Source organism: Flavonifractor sp. An9, assembly GCF_002161245.1.
Taxonomy (GTDB): domain Bacteria; phylum Bacillota; class Clostridia; order Oscillospirales; family Oscillospiraceae; genus Flavonifractor; species Flavonifractor avicola.
The window spans coordinates 52,754-71,850 of record NZ_NFHC01000019.1 but is presented as its reverse complement, the minus strand read 5'-3'; the positions used below and the strand labels follow the sequence as shown (position 1 = coordinate 71,850).

Sequence of the window (19,097 nt, the reverse complement as noted above, 5' to 3'; positions counted from 1 at the left end):
CGCGCCAGATCCCGCCCCCGCCCCCATGGTGCTGGTCTCCCGCAGCGAGCTGGAGAAGCCCATTGAATCCGGGCAGGAGGTCAAGCTGAAGGTCACCTTCCAAAACCTGAGCAGCACTAAGCTGAAATCCCCTGTAGTCACCTTTACCCCCTCCGATGGTCTTCTGCTGGAGAGCGGCACTTCTTCTTTCCCCCTGGCGGACATTGCCGGAAAAAAGAGTGTCAGCCTGGAGATCACGATCAAGGGCGCCAGCGCTATCCCCTCCCCCGCCCAATCTTTAGGCGTGGATCTGAAGTTCAACTACTACAACAACGTCTCCACCGTTCAGGGCAATGTTACCGACAAGATTTCCATCCCCGCCATTGGCCGGGAGAGCGTGCCTCAGCCGGTGGTGCTGGTCACCCGTTCCACCCTGCCCCATCCTCTGGCCGTGGATGAGACCGCAACCATCACCCTCCGTTTCCAGAACACCAGCTCCACCCCGCTGGTCAAGCCGGTGGTAGCTGTCACTCCCTCCGAGTCCCTGATGATCCTCAACGACGCCGCTACCTTCCTGCTGCCTGACATCCAGCCCGGTAAAACCGCTACCCTGGACGTACAGATCCAGGTGGCCCGGGGCAACAGCAGTACCAGCCAGACTCTGAGCACCGAGCTGAAATACGGCTATGACAACGGCGGTATGATGACCCAGGCCTCGGTGTCCGACAAAGTGGTGGTACCCACCCAAGCCAAAGAGACTGTGCCCCAGCCGGTGGTGCTGGTCACCCGCTCGGCCACAGGCAAGCCTATCTCCGCCGGTGAGACTCTGCCGGTCACCCTCACCTTCCAGAACGCCGGCACCACGTCCCTGGTCAAGCCGGTGGTGTCTGTCACCACCTCCGAGTCCCTGATTCTGATGGACCCCACTTCCACCTTCCTGCTGCCTGATCTGGCCCCGGGAAAAAGCACCTCCATCTCCGTCAAGGTACAGGCTACCAAGGATCTCTCCTCCACCAACCAGTCCCTGAACACCGAACTGAAGTACCTCTATGACAACGGCGAAACCATGACCCAGGCCACTTCCTCCGACAAAGTGAACATCGCTGCCAACGCCTCCTCCAAGTCGGATGCCTCCGTGCCCAACGTGGTGGTACGCAGCTATTCCTACGGCGAGAGTTCTGTACCCTCCGGCAGCGCCTTCCCTCTGAACTTTACCTTTGAGAACACTGGCGCCGTGCCCATCTCCAACGTGGTAGTCACCGTGGACGGCGGAGAGACCTTCACCATGGACGCCAGCACCAACACCTATTTCTACAAGGCTCTTGCCGCCGGGGCCAGCCAGAGTCAGGAGATCCCCATGCGGGCCGTACCCACCGGCAAAAGCGGTGCGCAAGGCCTGACCCTCTCCTTCAAATATGAATATGTGGACGGTGAGAAGCGCACCCAGGCCAGCTCCGACGTAAAGCTGTCCATCCCCGTCTACCAGCCCGACCGCTTCCAGATCAACGCCCCCTCCGTGCCGGAAACGGTATCCATGGGGGAGGAGACCGAGCTGCTGCTGACTTATGTCAACAAAGGCAAGGATGATCTGGCCAATCTGGAGGCCACGGTGGAGGGCGAAGGGGTGGATACCCCCGCCCGCACCCAGTACCTGGGCAACGTCACCGCAGGCGCTAACGGCAACATTGGCTTTGCTCTTACCCCTAACACCGAGGGAGACGTGAAGGTGGTGCTGAAGATCACCTACGAAAACGCCGACCAGCAGGTCCAGACCCGGGAATTCCCTGTCACCCTCCATGTGACCGCTCCCCCGCCGCCGGAGGATTTCCCCGACGACTTTGATCCCGACATGGACGAAGGCGGGTTCCCCTGGATGACTGTGGGACTGGCCGCCGGAGCGGTGGTGCTGGTCGGCGGCGGAGGACTGCTGATCTGGAAAAAGAAAAAGGGCGGCAAAACCGAAGAAAGTAACTGGGATAACTGGGATGACACCCCGCCTTCCAACGAGGGGGAATAAGCCATGAAGCAAAAAGATATGCTGCGCATCTGCCTGCAAAACCTAATGCGCCGCAAATCCCGTACCTTCCTCACCGTGCTGGGCGTCCTCATCGGCTGCTGTTCCATCGTCATCATGGTCTCTCTGGGCATCGGCATGAAGGAGGCCCAGGACAGGACACTGGCGGAGATGGGTGATCTGACCATCATCACGGTCAACGCCCCCCAGGGCGGCCGGGGCAAGGTCAAGCTGGACGACCCGCTGCTGCGGCGGCTGAAGGCCCTGCCCGGCGTGGAGGCCCTCACCCCCAAGCTGTCCCTGGAGGCGGACTCCATTCGTCTCATCACTGGAACAGGAAAACGCTATATCGCCGATTGGACCACGGTAGTGGGCGTGGATACCGCCGCAATGGAGCAGATGGGTTATCATCTCACTGCCGGCGTCCTGCCTAAGCGGGAGGGCGAGATCCTGACCGGCCAATATCTGGCCTACAGCTTCAAGGACACCCTGCGCCCGGAAGGCCGCAACATGATCGACCGCTGGACCGGCGAGTTTGACGACACCGGCAAGCCCGTGGACCCTCCGCCTCCCTATCTGGACCCGCTAAAGCAGCCCATAACCATGGAAATCGAAACTCAGAATGGGAAAATAACCCTGCCCTTTAACCCGGTAGGCGCGGTAAAGGAGGATTACTCCAAGGGTAGCGAGACCTCCGAAGGGATTCTGCTCAATATGCCCGACCTGCTGAAGCTGATGGAAAAGACCCAGGGCCGCAAGGGCAAAAAGCCGGCCTATGACTCCATCATGGTCAAGGTCAAAAGCATCGATCAGGTGGAACCGGTGGAGCGGGAGATCAAGTCCATGGGCTATCCCACCGAGTCCATGGAGAGCATCCGCAAACCTATGGAAAAGGAGGCCCGGCAGAAGCAGATGATGCTGGGCGGTCTGGGCGCCATCTCCCTGTTCGTGGCCGCTCTGGGCATCACCAATACCATGATCATGTCCATCTCGGAGCGCACCCGGGAGATCGGCATTATGAAGTCCCTGGGCTGCTACGTCACCGACATCCGGATCATGTTCCTCTCAGAGGCCGGGGCCATCGGCCTCATCGGCGGACTGATCGGCTGTGTCATCAGTTTTATCGCCTCGGTGGCCATCAATCTGGTCTCACTGGGGCCATCCATGGAAAATCTCCTGCCCGCCATCGTGGGCGGCGAGACCGTGACCCGGGTCTCGGTGATCCCGCCCTGGCTGCTGCTCTTCGCTATCCTGTTCTCCATTCTCATTGGCCTGGGCTCCGGCTATTATCCCGCCAACAAGGCGGTACGCATACCCGCCCTGGAAGCCATCAAGAGTGAATAATAAATAACAGCCTCCCGGCAATGCCGGGAGGCTGTTATTTATTATTTATTTTAAAATTCCGTTGAGGAAGATCCCCGTCAGGGTGTCCACGATCTGTTCATCGGTGTACTGGGGCTGGATGCCCACCACAATCTTGTACTGGATGGCAAAGCCGAACAGAGAGCCTACATATGTCTTAGCCGCCAAATAGAGGTCCAGCCCATCCCGCAGCCGGGTCTGATCGGCATACTGCTTGAGCACCGTCTCCAGGCACCGGGCCACATAACCGATGCCGTTTTTATGGTACATATTGCTGATCTCCGGGTGGCGGTTGGAGTCCCGGATAATAGCCCGGGTAAAAGCCGTCCGCTCCGGCGTGTTGAAGATGGACAGATAGTCCAAGCCGATGCGCTTGACGGCGGTCTCCAGGTCAAAGTCTCCCATCTCCGGCTGGATGCTCAGGAAATTGAAATGGAAGGGAGTCTCCTGCATGACTGCGGAATAGAGGGACTCCTTGTCTTTGAAATACTGATACAGCGAAGCCTTGGAATAGCCCGACTCCCGGGCAATCATATCCATAGACACACCGTCGTAGCCATGCTCCCCGAACAGGATCAGCGCCGTCTGGAGGATGGAGGCGCGATTTGCGTTATAAACGTCCTGAAGGGCCTCGTCCTCTGAAATATTCAACTGCTGAAACAGGTCCTTCTTCCCCTGAAAATAGAGGTAAATGGTGGATGGCGATATGCCCGCCCGTTTGGCAATGCTGTTAATGGTGGTCCCTTTATAGCCTTCCTGCTGAAAAATTTCTTTCGCTGTCCGCAGGATCTTTTCTCTGACCTCATGCTCCATGTGCACTTCTCCCTTCCGTCCGGCAGTACACGCCGCCGGACCCGGAATCGTAGAGGCGCTTGCGTGCAGATCACGCTGCCCCGCAGACAGCGTCCAAACCAGATAGTCTTAGTTTATCCCGTTATCCAAATGATGTCAAGCCAATCTGAACCCCTCCCCGCTTCCCTGGGCGTTCCAGTATTCCGCACAAGGTTTTCCTCCCATTTTTGTCTAAAACACATATTCTTCCTTTTTTCGCGCAATAATAACAGAATAACACTTGACAGTATGGTGTTGTTATGATACTCTCTAGCCACAGTAATAATTATTACCGAATGATTCATTTAGATTATTACAAGGAGAGGATATGTGGTATGAGACGCATCGACCTGGAAAACCATTTTTATGACCAAAGCCTGATAGACGCGTTGGCCAGCCGGACCATGCCCCCCCGCTATGACGCCAAAACCGACATCATCCACTGGACGGACAACATCACCATGCCTCAGGGCGTCCTGCTGCAGAAGCTGCTGGATCTGGGCGAGAAGCGGCTGGAACTGATGGACCGCCAGGGCATCTCCCAGGCTGTCCTCAGCTGTTCTCCCGGCGCGGAGGAACTGCCCATTGCAGACAGCATCGCCGTCTGCCGGGCCACCAACGACGCCCTGTATCAGCTGACCCGCCGCCATCCCGACCGTTTCCTCGGCAGTGCTATCCTTCCTGTGGGGGATGTGGATGCCGCACAGAAGGAGCTGGAGCGGTGCGTGAAGGAATACGGTTTTGTCAGCTGGCATACCCACTCCAACTACGGCGATACTTCCGCTGACGATCCCCGCTATCGCCCCCTGTTCCGCAAGGCGGCGGAGCTGGGTGTCTACGTCTACCTCCACCCCCAGCTGCCCAAGGGCCAGCGATACGAGGGCTTCGGCTTCACCTTTGCCGGTCCCGGCTTGGGCTTTACCGTGGATACGGTGACTACCCTGCTGCGGATGGTGGTATCCGGCCTGTTTGATGAGGTATCTCAGCTCAAGCTGGTGCTTGGCCATCTGGGTGAGGGCCTGCCCTTCCTGATGGAGCGAATCGAGAACCGGATCAAATTTTTGCCCAATCCCGCTCTTCAATGCAAGCAGGATCTGGGGTATTATTTCCGTAATAACATCTGGGTCACCACCAGCGGCAATATGTCCAAGGAGGCCTTCCAGTGCACCAAGGACGTGCTGGGGATGGATCACATCCTCTTCGCCAGCGACTATCCCTACGAGTCCCTGGAAGATATGATGGCTTTCCTGGGTCAGCTTCCCCTAAGCCAGGAAGAGACGGAACAGCTCTATTTCCGCAACGCCCAGCAGGCGTTGGGTATCCCTCAGATTTGATCAGGAGGTAATTGTGATGAAAAGTCATAAGAACGACGGCAATAAATCCTCTGTAGTCAACTTTGGCCTTCACGGCTGGGTCACCATTTTTTACTGTCTGCTCATGTTCTGGCTGTATGCCGGCATGGTCAACAGCGGCGCAAATGTCACTGCTCCCGCCATTGCGGAAAAATTCGGCATCCTCAGCGGCACCGTACTCACCATGAACACCGTGGCCGGTGTAGTCGGCGTCATCTTCTTTATCATCGTTGGCCAGGTCAACCGAGCTATCGGCGCCCGCATCACCTCCGGTGTGTGTATGATCCTGGCCGGTATCGCCTACTGGGGCGTGGGCAACGCCGTCAATCTGGCCATGTACACCATCTGTATGTGTGTGGTGGTGGGCGGCGTCATGTCCGCGGGCTACATCTCCGGCGGCGACCTGGTGACCCAGTGGTTCCCCAAGAAAAAGGGCATCGTCATGGGTTACACCACCATGGGCCATAACCTGGCCTCCGTGGCTTTCGTTCCCCTGATTACCTATCTGGTGGGCACCATGGGCATTGGCAACGGCGTGCTGCCCATCTCCGTCTGTTGCATCGTACTGGGCGTGCTGGGTCTGCTCATCGTGCGCAACACGCCTCAGGAGCGGGGCCTCAATCCCGACAACGTGTCCGACGAGGTCTATCAGAACGAGTATTATCACGGTCCCCAGGACAACACCGGCGGCTGGACCACCAAGAAGCTGCTATGCTGCAAGGAGACCTGGCTGGTGGCCATCACCACCGGTATGTTCCAGATCTGCTCCCTGGGCGTGGTGTCCCAGATGGTGCTGCGCAACATGGAGCTGGGCTTCACCCGTGAGCAGGCCACCTTCACCCTCTCCCTGGTGGCCTGTATCGGCCTGGTGGGCTCCTTCTTCGTGGGCTATATGGACGAGCGTCTGGGTACCAAAAAGTCCATGGTGTTCTTCGGCATCTGGTACGCCCTCTCCCTGCTGGCCAACGCCACTGAGAACACCATCCTGGTCTACGTCTCCATCTTCATGATCGGTATGTCTATCGGCGGCTCCGCCAACTTCACCACCTCTCTGGTTACCTCCGTCTACGGCCGCCAGGGCTTCAGCAAGGTCAACTCCGTGATCTTCCCCATCCAGGGTGCTGTCTCCGCCCTCTCCTTCGTGGTCAATGGCGTGGTGTCCAACATCACCGGCGGCAACCTGCGCTATACCTATATCATCTTCGCCGGTGTGTCCATCGTCTCCTCTCTCATTGTGCTGGTCATCGACGAGCACCGCTTCAACCGGGACTGGCAGCAGGGCCAGAGCTCTGCCCGTTCCTGATCCCTCCTACTCCCCTCATCTTGTCCGTACAGACGGACCATTCCCTCAAAAAGGCCCGCCGCAGGCTGTTGCACCTGCGGCGGGCCGCTTTTGTCTTATGAGTTGTAAGATAATTCCGCACTCAGCCGGAGATGGAGTTCTTCCCGGTTATCCGGGGTGATGAGGCATAGCCGTGCCCCCGGCAGGGAGCGCACTCGGTTTAGGAAGGGCGTTTTCGCCGGCTTGACGGCGGCCAGGACCAGACTGCTGCGGCACATCAGCTCCACCACCGCCTGCTGGAAGCGGGGGGCCTCCTCTTCCAGTACCCCCAGCTCGTCCAGCACCGTTACGCCCCCCGTCGGGATGGCCTCCAGCCACACCGCCGCCCGCTGGAAGGCCTCCGGAAAGGCACGCCGGGGCTGTCCCGGCAGCCGCCGCCCCACCCGGTTCTCATCTCCGTACCGGGGCGGCTGTCCCATTGGGTGGATGTAGATGGAAAAGCCCTCCCCCTCCGCCTCCTTGCGGGTCCAGAAGCCCCGGGTCTCCGGGAGCCGGTCTCCCAGCAGGCGGCGGATCAGGGTGGTCTTGCCCACGCCGATCTCGCCCTGGATCAGCAGAATCATTCCGCCCCACCTCCATAATATTTGGCGGTGTGGTAGGCAAACAGCCCCTGGAGCATGGAGGTGATGTTGCCGGTGGACACCGAGGCCCCGGTGACCGCGTCGGCATCCACCCCGGCGATCTGCGTGCCGTAGCCCTCCCAGGCATCCAGGTCCGCCTTGGTGGCCTTGACCAGCATCTGGACAAAATGCTCATCCATATATTCCTCGGTATACTCGGCAATGTAGTAATTGGGGTTGCTGTCCCCCCATAAGCCCTGGTTGTTGCCGAAGCTGATGGCCCGGATGGCGGCGTCCTCCGGGTCGTCCTTGTTGTTGAGCAGCTCCACATAGGCCACCGACATATAGTTGACGATGGAATCCCGGCAGGTGCAGGAGGGGAAGGCCACCTGATAGCTGGTAAAGGTGGAATTGCTCTGCTCAAAGAGGATCACCGCCGTCTCCTGACTGTCCGCCCCGCCGGATGCATAGTGGGTAAAGGTGAAGGTGGGAAACTTCTCCTCCGTCCGGACGTTTTCTCCGCCTCCGCAGCCGGACAGCAGAAGCAGCAGGACCAGCACTGCCGCCGCCCCCCGCCTCATGTTCCGTCCTCCAGGGGATGGAGCCGGTCAAAGTCCAGATAGGCGTAATCCGCCCGCCAGGTGGCGTAGATCTTCTCCCCGTCGGCGTCCTCGGGGTAGATCACCAGCTCCTGGGCGTGGTCGCCGGTATAGGTCCAGTTGGCCCCCACGTTGTACAGCAGCTCCGGGTCCCAGCCCAGGTAGATCAGCAGCTCCTTCATCATGCCCGCGTAGCCTCCGCCGCCGCACATGAGGAAGATGGCCTGATCCTTGGGGAACAGCTCCTCCAGGATCAGCTCCGACTCCTCATACAGGGGCCTGGCCTGGGCCACGGTGCCGTCCTCCGCCCAGGTCACCTCATAGAGGCACTCCCCCTCATAGCCGCCGGACACCGGCAGGGTCTGGAGGGTGGCCAGGTAGGGATAGGGCACAATGCGGAAGCCCTCGATGGTGCGGGTCAGGTCGGCCTCCCCGCCAATCTCACTGTAGTTGGCCGGATCGAAGAGCAGCCGCACGTCCCGGTAGGCCACGTCCTCCCGGCCCAGATACTGGTCGATGGTCTCCATATTGATGTTGCTGTCCACCCCGAATGGGCTGTCCCCCATGGGCTCCGGGGGTGGCAGGGCAGCCTGCCCGCCTCCGGAGCAGCCGGACAGGCACAGACACAGGGCCAGCGCCGCCCCACACACACGCTTGCTTCTCATTTCCACATCCTCCTTTGACCGGCAAGGGCCGGGGGCAGACTCCGCCCCCGGCCCTGTTGGTCCCAGATCACTGGGCCACGATCTCCATCACCAGCTTGCAGTAGGCTTTGGAGGAGGTCTCCAGGCATGGCGCCACCCAGACGGTGCCCTCCTCGCCGGTCTCCTTGTCCTTCTCGATGGCCAGCAGGGTATATTCGCTGTCGGCGCTCTCCAGATCCAGCTCGGTCTCGTAGCCGTCGTTGGCCACCGCCTTCACGCTGGTATAACCCTCCGCGCCGCAGGCGGCCAGCACATCACTGAGCCGATAGCCGGTGTAGGTGGAGGTGGAGGTCTCCCCGGCGCTGTTGGTGACGGTGGCATCGATCTTGTAGATGCTCAGCCCCGCCAGGGTATCGTTGGTCACCTCCGTGCCGTTCACCAGGAAGGAATAGGGCGCAAACTCCACCTTGTCGGTGCGGTCCTGGATCTCGGGCACGCCGCCGGTCTCACCGCCGGATTCGCCGCTCTGAGCGGGCTGCTGGGTCTCGCCGCCGTCCACGGCGATGGCCACCATGCCCTTCAGGTAGTCGCCGGTGGTGCCGGAGGAGCAAGGGGCAAACCAGGGGGAGCTCTTGAACTGCTCTCCGTCCTTGGAGATGGCCACCAATGTGGTAGGTGCGGCGGCGGTGGCCTGATCCACCTCCACCTCGTAGCCGTCGTCGGCAGCGGCGGTGACGGTGGTGTAGCTCTCCACACCGGCGGCGGCCAGCACGTCAGACAGGGCAAAGCCCACATAGACGCAGGTGGATTCGGTCCCGGCGCTGTTCACCGAGGTGGCCTGGACCTGATACACCGGATACTCCGCCATGGTCTCGTTGGTGATGTCGGTGCCGCCCACGTTGATGGTGAAGGAAGGAATGGTAACTCCCTTCACTTCCTCCGCCGTGGGCTCCCCGCCGGTCTGGGGGCTCTCCACCACCGGCGTAGTGCCGGCGGGAGTCTGGGTGTCGGGCGTTCCGGTCTCCCCGCCGCAGGCGCACAGCACCAGCAGCATGGCGAGGGACAGCAGCAATGCGGTCATTCGTTTCATTTCCATCTCTCCTTTTCTATTCTCATCCCAATGGGATCGAGTACCTGTCAAAGAGGCGGGTAGAGGCACACCCGCCGGCCCAGCTCCTGGTTGTAGCGCACCAGCAGCTGGGTGTCATAGATTTGCCGCAGCAGCTCCTCAGTGAGCAGCTCCTCCGCCGGTCCGGAGCGCAGACAGCCCTGGCGGTCCAGCACTGCCGCCGTCCCTCCCAGCAGGATGGCATGGTCCGGATTGTGGGTGGTGACCACCGTGGCGTAGCCCTCCTCCGACAGACGGCGGACCATTCGCAGCACCCGCAGCTGGTTGCCGAAGTCCAGGTGGGCGGTGGGCTCGTCAAAGAGCACCACCTTGGGGTGGCGGACGATGGCCCGGGCCACGGTGGCCTGCTGCCGCTCGCCGCCGCTGATGTCGGTGTAGGGCCGGTGGGCCAGATGGGAAAGGCCCATGGCCTCCAGTGCCTTTTCCGCCTCCCGCCGGTCCTCCGGCCCCGGCCGGGCCAGGGGTGAAAGGAGGGCCGCCCGGCCCATGAGTACAAACTCCAGCACGGAGTAGTCAAAGACCGGGGTGTGGTTCTGTGGTACATAGCCCGTCAGCCTGGCGATCTCCCGCTCGCTCATGGCGGTGATGTCCCGCCCGCACAGGCGGACGGCTCCTGCCTGGGTGGGCAGCAGGCCCATCATGCAGTTGAGGAGGGTGCTCTTGCCCGCGCCGTTGGGGCCCAGCACCGTCAAAATCTCCCCCTCCTTCAAGGTGAGACATACCTGCTCCAGCACCGGGGGACCGCCGGGGTAGGAAAAATTCAGATCATGGATTTCATAGAGCATGGCCCGCCCTCCTTTGCCGCCACAGCAGCCAGCCGTAGAAGGGAGCCCCCACCAGTCCGGTGAGGATGCTCACCGGCATCTCCTCCGCCCCGATGGTGCGGGTGAGGGTGTCCACCACCAGCAGGAACAGCCCGCCCAGCAGGGCGGACACCGGCAGCAGCCTGGTGTGGCCCGGCCCGGCCAGCATCCGGCCCAAATGGGGGATGGTGAGGCCCACCCAGCTGATGGTACCCGCCAAACACACCGACGAGGCGGTGAGGAGGGTGGCGCACAGGATCACCGTGCCCCGCACCGCGCTCACCGGCAGGCCCAGGGCCCGGGCCTCGGTCTCCCCCATGGACAGCACGTCAATACGCCATCCCATGAGGATAAGCACCACCGCCGGGACAAGCAGGAAGGGCAGGGCGGGCAGCAGGTCCTCCAGGGCCAGATAGTTGAAGCCGCCCATGGTCCAGTAGGTGATGGCAGCCAACTGGGTCTCCGGGTCGGCGGTGTATTTGAGAAAGCCCAGCAGGGAGGACATGGCCGACCCCACGATGATGCCCGAGAGCACCAGCATCAGGTTGGCCCGGCTGCGCAGCAGCAGGGGCAGGGCCACCGTCAGGCCCACCGCCAGCAGGCCGCCGGCAAAGGCAAAGAGCTGGATCCAGCCGCTGGTGAGGGAGAGGAGGATGGCCGCCGCCGCCCCCACGCAGGCGCCTCCCGACACCCCCAGAAAGTCCGGGGAGATTAGCGGGTTTTGGAACACGCCCTGGTAGGCCGCGCCGGAGACCGACAGGGCTCCTCCCACCAGGATGCTGGCCAGGATGCGGGGGACCCGCAGGCCCAGCACCACATTGGCGGTCATCTCCTCGGCGGACCCGCCGCCGGTCAGGGCCCCCCACAGCACCCTCAAACTCTCCCAAGGCGTCACCGGATACTTTCCCACACACACCGCCAGCACCGCCCCCACCGGCAGCAGCACCGCCAGCAGAGGGATGAGCCATGGACTTCTTTTCCGTCCCCTCATGTCAGCGTATACCCCAGATAGTCCGCGTCAAAGGTGCGGCCGAAGAGGAAGGTATAGTAGTCCTGGATCTCCGCCTCCAGTTCCTGGGTGGAGAAGGCATCCGGATACATGGTATGGAGCATCCAGAAGGTACCCAGCACACTGGCCACCCCCGGCATATCCCAGGTGTCGATACGGGCGGGAATCTGGTACACCCGCCCGTCCTCCACCGCCGCCAGAGCGCTCCAGGCCGGATCGGTGAGCAGCTCCTCCGGCCGGTAGTCCAGGGCCGCCGAGCTGGTACAGAAGAGGTACTGGGGGTCCCAGGAGAACACCGTCTCCACCCCCACGTTCATCCAGTTGCTGTCGTTGGTCACCTGGGCGGAGACGCTGATGCCCCCCGCCTTTTCGATCATCCAGGACTGGAGCATATCCCCCCCGGCAATACGGCCCGGCTCGCTGCCCATCACCAGCGCGGTGACCCGCTCCTCCTGGGGGATGTCGGCCACGATCTCGTCGATGGTCTCAAATTTGCCCTCCATCCAGGCGATGACCTCCTCCGCCCGGTCCTCCCGGCCGAAGTAGGTCCCCAGCAGCCGGAGGGTCTGGTAGATTCCCTCCAGGTCCTCCCCGGAGATGCACACCACGTCGAGGCCCAGCCGCTCCACCGCCTCCACCGTCTCGCTGTCATTGGCCCGGTGGACCAGCACGGTGGCCCCGCTGGCCGCCAGGGCCTCCAGGTCCACCACGCCCCGGCCCACCGTGCCCGCCTCGTCCAGGGCGGGCACCGCGTCGGTCCAGAAGGAGGACTTGGCATTGACCGCCACCACCTGCTCCGACAGGCCCAAAGCCACCAGGAAGGGCACCGCCGTACCGTACACCGAGGCAATCTTCTCCTCCGCCGGTTCCTCCGGCAGGGCCAGGGTCCGGCCCGCCCCGTCGGTAACGGTCTCCCCCGTGGGAGCGGGAGACTCCTGGGACTGGCCGCCGCAGGCGCACAGGTTCAGGGTCAGCAGGACGGCCAGCAGCAGGGCGCAGAGTGATTTCCCGTTATGCTTGATCATATCTGCTCCCTCCTTACCCGATGGGGCCGCTGCCCGGCACCGTTACCACCAGCTTGTTGAAATACTTCACCGATGCCCCCTGCACCGTCTCGGCAATGATGCGCAAGGGCCCGCTGCTGTTGCCCGCAGTGCCGGTATAGCCCTCGTGGCTCTCCTCGTCCACCAGGGGCGCACCGTTGATGGCGTAGGCAATGATGATCTTCTTCCGCTGGCCCTCCGGGTCCAGCACCCCCTGCTCCAGTCCGTCCATGGCAAAGACGCTGAGCAGGTCATTTTTATAGCCGTCGGAGGCATAGGCCGTTACCGACACCGGCTGGTCGATGCCGGGCACATCCCCCGCCTCCTGGAGCACCAGACCCCACAGGTCGATGCCCTCGCAGGTGCCCAGCTCCAGCACGGCGTAGTCGTCCCGGACGATGAGGCTATCCATGGCCTCCAGCTGTTCCACCGTATAGTCCCGGGTCCACTCGTGGTCGTCGTTGCGGATGGTGAGAGTCATGGTGTCGTCCAAAAATTCGCTGTACACATCGCTCATGGCGTGGCTCCAGGTATCCACCTGGTTGGCCGACACCTGGATGGACACCACATTCTCCACCCACAGTTCCCCGTTTTCCGCGTCCTCCCCGTCCATAGGCACCACCAGCTTCAGGGGACCGCCGGTCTCCTCCGTCAGAGGGGCTCCCCCCTGTCCGTCCACCGGACCGGTACCATAGGCCAGCAGAGCACACACCGGCTGCTTCTCCGGGGCGGCGTAGTTGGTGTAATTGACGCCCTTCAGCAGGGATAGTGGCAGGGTGACGCTGGTGCCGTCGGCGGAGGTCACCGTCACCTCCCCGGCGTTGTTACACAGCCCAGCCTCGGTGAGCAGCTGATACACCGGGATGCCCCGGTACCGCTGCTGGGTCAGGCCATCCTGATCCAACAGACTGAAATCCATGGTCTTGGTCTGGGTCTGTCGACTCTCCAGCTCCGCCACGGTGAGGGTCAGCTCCTGGGTCAGGCCGGGGCCGGACAGGGTCACGGTCCGGTCCGCCAGAGCGGCGGCCTCCCCCTCCAGATGAGCGTATGGGTCCGGCTCCAGCTCCACCCGAATGGAGGTGACACCGCAGATCTGCCGGGCCTCCGCCTCCCCTTGGGCGGGCAGCAGCACCGTCAGCGGGCCGCCCTGGTTGTCCACCCAGTAGGTGGCCGGGTCCTGGCTGTCCGTGGGATACAGAGGCAGGCTCTCGGTGTAGCCCTCATCTCCCGCCGCCCCCACCAGGGGCGCGCCGTTCTTGGCAAAGGCCAGCATGGGCAGCAGGCCGCTCTTGCCGGTGGCGCTGTTATAGCCGGGCAGGAACAGGTCCTCCAGAGACACGGTGACCTCCTCCCCGCCGCCGGAGAAGGTGACGCTTCCCACCGTCCCCGGCAGGCCGGCGTAGTCCATCAGCAGATATTCCAAGCTCACGCCCTCGTAGACGTCGGACTGGTCCGGCTGGTCAGGCCGCTGATAGCGGTCCTTCACCGACGCGGAGGCTCGGTCGGCCCCCTCGCCGTAGACCAGGTTTTCCACCTGGCCCACCGACAGGGTGCGCTCCAGCAGCTGCTTGCCTTCCTCGTCCACCACCTCCAGCCGGACGGATTCCTCCGCCAGGGCACGGCAGTCCGGGTCGTCTGCGTACAGGTGGGTCTGATAGAGTACGTCCTCCCCCACGATGACCTGGCTCACATATTGCACCTGGTTGGAGCCGTTGGCGTGGTTGTACTGGGTCTTTCCGAACACCACCCGCATGGGGCCGCCGCTGTTGGCCAGGCCGGACAGATAGCCCTCGTCCCCCCGGTCCACGGTGTAGGGGTAGCGGTTGACGCCGTAGGCCAGCAGCACCGGGTATCCGGTATCCACCAAATCGGCGTTGGTGGGCACATAGCTGCCGTCCCCGGGGTCGGCGGCGTTTTTGTTGTAGAAGCCGAAAGCGTCCGGGTAGGACAGGGCCTCCACCGAGAAGGACTCGGGAGACAGGCGGCCGTCGGCGGCCTGGAAGGTAACGATGGTGGTGCGGGATTCCGCCCGTCCCAGCTCCTCAGCGCTGTCCATGCCCAGGTAGCACAGCAGCCGGTACAGGTCCAGCCCCTCATACTCGTTTACATACCAGTAGGCGTTGTTGGCCAGGCTGTAGCTGTCCCGCCAGCCCAGTCCGCCCTCCTGGGGCTCCCCATTCTCATCGTAGCGCACCAGGGCCTCCAGCTGGGACACCGTCAGGTCCAGCTCCGCCCCCAGGGCGTCGCCCCGGAAGGTGAGGATGTACTCTCCGTAGTCGGCGCTGCCGTAGGGGCCGCCGTCGTGCTTGTAGCCCGGCTCCTCCCCCTCCCGGACATAGAGGTAGGCCACGTTGGAGAAGGTCTTATAGTCCCCCTCCGCCTCCCACCGATCCAGATCGTACACCAGCCGGAGGCAGCCGTCCTCGTTGTCCAGCTCGTCCACATAGCCCAGGGAGTGCTCCCCCTCCGCCTTGGCGTCAAAGACGAAGGGGGCAGCCAGGGAACCGTCGGTCTTGCCCACCCCGTAGGCCAGCAGGATGGGACGGCCCTCCTGGCTGGCCTGGGCCACCTGGTCCAGCGGAATGACGGCCAGGGTGTTGCGGTTGCAGTCCTTCAGTTCCACATGGGTGGCGGTATCGGTGAGGAAAATGCCGCTGTCCCCGCCCGTCATCTCATAGAGCACAGTATACAGGTCCACGCCCTCGTAGATCCGCACGCCGCTGCTGTCCTCGTAGGCCCCCCGGAAAAGGCCCTCCGTCCGGTTCTCCAGTTCCCGGATGGACAGAGGCGTGGAGGACACCACCCCCGGTCCCTCCACCGTCAAAGTGGCGCCGGTGATTGCGTCTATATTGTAGGGCAGTTTCTCATCCTCGGTGACGCCGCCGTTGGTGATATGTTTGTACTCCGAGGTGGAAAAGTCAATGGTACTATTGTCAATGTCGGGCAGTTCCTCCCGGCAGCCAGACAGCATTACCGCTGCCAGCAGTAGCATCCCCACCAGCCAGATCCGCTTCATACCAAACCCTCCCCCAACAAAAAAGGGCCTTTGTCACTGCGCAATTCCACAGCGGTCTTCCGCTGCATCTGCATCTCGACAAAGGTCCCATCCATATACCAGTCTCCTTTGCAAAACGAAAGGTCCCGGAAATTAAACTCATTGTATCATTTCATTTTTTGTTTGTCAATGTTACCCTCTCCTCCCGTTTTCGGGAAGTCCCACGTGCACCGCCCCATTCTTTCCTCAACAGATGGGTACGGTTTCATCCACATTCCCGGAGACCTCCAAAGGCAATTTGACCGCTTTCACAGAAAAAATAAAAAAATAAGACACATGACCTTTTCTTTTGTAGGAATGTAACGATATAATACAACCAAGGAGGTGCAGTCTTGTGGATATTTTTAAGGAGCTCCCTCCACAGAAACGAAGCTACATGGAGTTTCTGTTCCGGAACTGTACCGAAGAAGTCAAATACTACATGACCCTGATCGATATAGAGGCAGACCGGACCTTTATTAAGGCCGGCACAGAGTGTACTCATATCTTTGTGATCCTCTCCGGCAAGGTGACCGGCGTGGAGTGGCCCATGCACGAGCGGCCCTATTCCTTCAAGGATTTCGGGCCGGGGGACTTCTTTGGCGAAATCGAGTGTTTCGCCGGACTGCCTCAGTACCGCATCAGCATTGTGGCATCCACCAAATGCCGGGTGCTCTCCATTCCGGCAGACGCCTATATGGACTGGATGCGGATGGACGTGGACGCCCTCTTTCTGCGGACCCAGGAGAATATGCGCCGTCTCATCACCCAGACCGCCGAAGCCCGGAAGTATCTCTTTATGGAGGGCAAGGATCGGCTGATGGTCCATCTGATCCGCAAATTCGAGCAGCGTATCCCTACACCCCAGCAACTGGAGCTGAAGCAGACCAGGGCTCAGATCTCGGACGAGATTGGCTTTTCCGTCAAGACCCTGGACCGCAGCATTCAAAAGTTGGAAGAGCTTGGCCTGATCCGGGTCCAGCGAGGCAAAATCATCATCACCGAGGACGGTTACCGACGCATGAAATCTCACATCGAGCATCACGTCAACGGCTGAATCCAGGCCCAGACAATCAACTGACAGACAGGAGGAACGCGCCATGTATGTAGGAAAGAAAGCCACCCGTGTGGACGCCTATGACAAAGTTATCGGGCGCACCCGATATACGGACGATCTGTGCGACAAGGGCGCCTATGTGGCCCAGGTCCTGCACGCCACCATTGCAAACGGCCGGGTGAAGTCCATCGACACTTCCGCGGCGGAGGCCATCCCCGGCGTGGTCAAAGTCTTTACCTGCTTTGACCTGAAGGAGAAGCACTACTTCCCCACCGCCGGACACCCCTGGTCCACCGACGAGAGTCACCAGGATGTAGCCGACCGGCTGGTACTGACCGAACGGGTCCGCTTCTACGGCGACGACATCGCCGCGGTGGTGGCGGAGGACGAGGTAGCCGCCGCCCAGGCGCTCCGGGCCATTAAGGTGGAGTATGAGGAGTACCCCTTCGTGCTGGATGTGCTGGAGGCCATGAAAGATGGCGCTCCCCAGCTCCACGAGGCCTACCCCAACAACATCCTCAAGCACACCACCATCCGCAAGGGCAACTACGAGGAGGCCATCAAGGAGCCCGGCCTCATCAAGGTGGAGGGCTGGTACGAGACCCCCACCGTCCAGCACTGCCACATTGAAAACTTCATCTGCTACGCCGAGATGAACGGCGACCGGATCAAGATCGTCACCTCCACCCAGATCCCCCACATCGTCCGCCGGGTGGTGGGTCAGGCTCTGGGCATCGAGTGGGGCAAGATCCAGGTCATCAAGCCCTACATCGGCGGCGGCTTCGGCAACAAGCAGGATGTGCTCTACGAGCCCCTGTGCGCCTGGCTGTGTATGCAGCTGGGGGGCCACCTGGTGAAGCTGGACGTGCCCCGTGAGGACACCTTCGTCTCTACCCGGGTGCGCCACGCCATCCGCAGCCACATCATCTCCTGGGTGCGGCCCGACGGCACCTACGCCGCCCGCAAGCTGGAGGCCTTCTCCGATCAGGGTGCCTACGCCTCCCACGGACACAGCATCTGCGCCAAGGGCGCCGGTGCCTTCCCCCAGCTCTACCCCTGCGACAACGTGGAGGTGGACGCCTACACCGTCTTTACCAACAAATCGGTGGCCGGCGCCATGCGGGGCTACGGCATTCCCCAGGCCATGTGGGCCGCCGAGTGCCACACCGAGGAGGTCGCCGCCAAGCTGGGAGTGGACCCCATCGCCTTCCGGCGGAAGAACCTGATGCCGGTGGGCTACACCGATCCCTTCTCCAAAAACGAGCTGTATGCCGATACCTTCAATCAGTGTATGGACAAGGGCATGGAGGTCACCGATTACCTGCGGAAATATAAGGCCTACCAGAACCAGACCGGCGACATCCGCCGGGGCATCGGCATGGCAGTGTTCTGGTACAACACCGCTGTGTGGCCCATCTCTCTGGAGACCTCCTCCTGCCGGATGGTTCTCAACCAGGACGGCTCCCTCCAGGTCCAGGTGGGCGAAACTGAGATCGGCCAGGGTGCCGATACCGCCTTCTCACAGATGACCGCCGACGTGGTGGGCGTTCCCCTGGAAAAGGTCCATGTGGTCTCCTGCCAGGATACCGACGTCACCCCCTTCGGCACCGGCGCTTACGCCTCCCGCCAGACCTATACCGCCGGCTTTGCCATCCGGCAGACCGGCTCTCTTCTGAAAGAGCGTATCCTCAATTATGCCCATGAGCTGACCCGGATGCCTCCCTACAACCTGGACATCATCGACGGCAATATCGTTCGTATCACCGACGGCCGGGTACTGATGACTCTGGGCGACCTGGCCACCGAGGCCCTGTACAGCCTGACCCACAGCCAGCACCTCACCGCCGAGAGCACCGCCCAGATCAAATCCAACGCCTACTCCTTCGGCTGTACCTTCGCCGAGGTGGAGGTGGATATCCCCATGTGCAAGGTGAAGCTGCTGGATCTGGTCAACGTCCATGACGCCGGCACCATCATCAACCCCGCCCTAGCGGAGGCTCAGGTCCACGGTGGCATGAGCATGGGCATCGGCTTCGGCCTGTCGGAGAAGCTGCTTTTCGATCCCAAGAGCGGCAAGGCTTTGAACAACAACCTGCTGGACTACAAGCTGTCCACCTTTATGGACCATCCCCGGCTGCGGGCCTTCTTCGTGGAGAATCCCGAGCCCACCAGCGCCTTCGGCACCAAGGCCCTGGGCGAGCCGCCCACCTGCTCGGTGGCTCCCGCCATCCGCAACGCCGTCTATCAGGCCACCGGCGTCTTTGTGAACGAGGCGCCCGTCAATCCCCACATCCTCTTCCGCCGCTTCAAGGAAGAGGGACTGATTTGAAAGGAGGCTC

At 61.7% G+C, this 19,097-nt stretch carries 15 protein-coding genes; 6 read left to right on the top strand and 9 right to left on the bottom strand.

Features of this window, described 5'->3' with window-relative positions; translation table 11 throughout:
- Both B5G40_RS16925 and B5G40_RS12200 read left to right on the top strand, forming a co-directional pair.
- A partial coding sequence (locus B5G40_RS16925; RefSeq protein ID WP_158099529.1) for a COG1361 S-layer family protein occupies positions 1-1,996 on the top strand: 1,996 nt, incomplete at its 5' end.
- A 3-nt stretch (positions 1,997-1,999) separates the two neighbouring features.
- Positions 2,000-3,337: an ABC transporter permease gene (locus B5G40_RS12200; RefSeq protein ID WP_087271007.1), complete on the top strand. Its 1,338-nt coding sequence runs from the start codon at positions 2,000-2,002 to the stop codon at positions 3,335-3,337.
- 45 nt (positions 3,338-3,382) lie between these two features.
- On the opposite strand, the gene B5G40_RS12195 is transcribed toward B5G40_RS12200, so the two are convergent.
- On the bottom strand, positions 3,383-4,168 hold the full coding sequence (locus B5G40_RS12195) for a TetR/AcrR family transcriptional regulator (protein WP_087399775.1): 786 nt from the start codon (positions 4,166-4,168) through the stop codon (positions 3,383-3,385).
- A 353-nt stretch (positions 4,169-4,521) separates the two neighbouring features.
- Here B5G40_RS12195 and B5G40_RS12190 point away from each other — a divergent pair, with 353 nt between their 5' ends.
- Positions 4,522-5,520: an amidohydrolase family protein gene (locus tag B5G40_RS12190; RefSeq protein ID WP_087399774.1), complete on the top strand. Its 999-nt coding sequence runs from the start codon at positions 4,522-4,524 to the stop codon at positions 5,518-5,520.
- 16 nt (positions 5,521-5,536) lie between these two features.
- Positions 5,537-6,841 carry an MFS transporter gene (locus B5G40_RS12185; protein ID WP_087399773.1) on the top strand — a complete coding sequence of 435 codons (1,305 nt, stop codon included), beginning with the start codon at positions 5,537-5,539 and terminating at the stop codon, positions 6,839-6,841.
- Between the two features lie 95 nt (positions 6,842-6,936).
- On the opposite strand, the gene B5G40_RS12180 is transcribed toward B5G40_RS12185, so the two are convergent.
- From B5G40_RS12180 to B5G40_RS12145, 8 genes are all read right to left on the bottom strand, one after another.
- Positions 6,937-7,443, bottom strand: a complete 507-nt coding sequence (locus tag B5G40_RS12180) for a nucleoside-triphosphatase (protein ID WP_087399772.1) — start codon at positions 7,441-7,443, stop codon at positions 6,937-6,939.
- Positions 7,440-8,021 carry a hypothetical protein gene (locus tag B5G40_RS12175; RefSeq protein ID WP_087329871.1) on the bottom strand — a complete coding sequence of 194 codons (582 nt, stop codon included), beginning with the start codon at positions 8,019-8,021 and terminating at the stop codon, positions 7,440-7,442. The genes B5G40_RS12180 and B5G40_RS12175 overlap by 4 nt, the downstream gene beginning before the upstream one ends.
- Positions 8,018-8,704 (bottom strand): hypothetical protein, encoded by a 687-nt coding sequence (locus B5G40_RS12170; protein WP_087329873.1) that lies wholly within the window; start codon positions 8,702-8,704, stop codon positions 8,018-8,020. The genes B5G40_RS12175 and B5G40_RS12170 overlap by 4 nt, the downstream gene beginning before the upstream one ends.
- A 67-nt stretch (positions 8,705-8,771) precedes the next feature.
- Positions 8,772-9,773: a hypothetical protein gene (locus tag B5G40_RS12165; protein ID WP_087399771.1), complete on the bottom strand. Its 1,002-nt coding sequence runs from the start codon at positions 9,771-9,773 to the stop codon at positions 8,772-8,774.
- 47 nt (positions 9,774-9,820) lie between these two features.
- Positions 9,821-10,597 carry an ABC transporter ATP-binding protein gene (locus tag B5G40_RS12160; RefSeq protein ID WP_087399770.1) on the bottom strand — a complete coding sequence of 259 codons (777 nt, stop codon included), beginning with the start codon at positions 10,595-10,597 and terminating at the stop codon, positions 9,821-9,823.
- Positions 10,587-11,606, bottom strand: a complete 1,020-nt coding sequence (locus B5G40_RS12155) for a FecCD family ABC transporter permease (protein WP_087399769.1) — start codon at positions 11,604-11,606, stop codon at positions 10,587-10,589. The genes B5G40_RS12160 and B5G40_RS12155 overlap by 11 nt, the downstream gene beginning before the upstream one ends.
- Positions 11,603-12,649, bottom strand: a complete 1,047-nt coding sequence (locus tag B5G40_RS12150; RefSeq protein ID WP_087399768.1) for an ABC transporter substrate-binding protein — start codon at positions 12,647-12,649, stop codon at positions 11,603-11,605. Before B5G40_RS12150 ends, B5G40_RS12155 begins: the two co-directional genes overlap by 4 nt.
- Positions 12,650-12,662: 13 nt before the next feature.
- Positions 12,663-15,683 (bottom strand): molybdopterin-dependent oxidoreductase, encoded by a 3,021-nt coding sequence (locus tag B5G40_RS12145; RefSeq protein ID WP_087399767.1) that lies wholly within the window; start codon positions 15,681-15,683, stop codon positions 12,663-12,665.
- A gap of 373 nt (positions 15,684-16,056) precedes the next feature.
- Here B5G40_RS12145 and B5G40_RS12140 point away from each other — a divergent pair, with 373 nt between their 5' ends.
- Positions 16,057-16,758, top strand: a complete 702-nt coding sequence (locus tag B5G40_RS12140) for a Crp/Fnr family transcriptional regulator (protein ID WP_087187527.1) — start codon at positions 16,057-16,059, stop codon at positions 16,756-16,758.
- A gap of 43 nt (positions 16,759-16,801) precedes the next feature.
- Entirely contained in the window at positions 16,802-19,087 is a 2,286-nt protein-coding gene (gene xdhA, locus B5G40_RS12135; RefSeq protein ID WP_087399766.1) for a xanthine dehydrogenase subunit XdhA, read from the top strand.
- Positions 19,088-19,097: the final 10 nt, after the last annotated feature.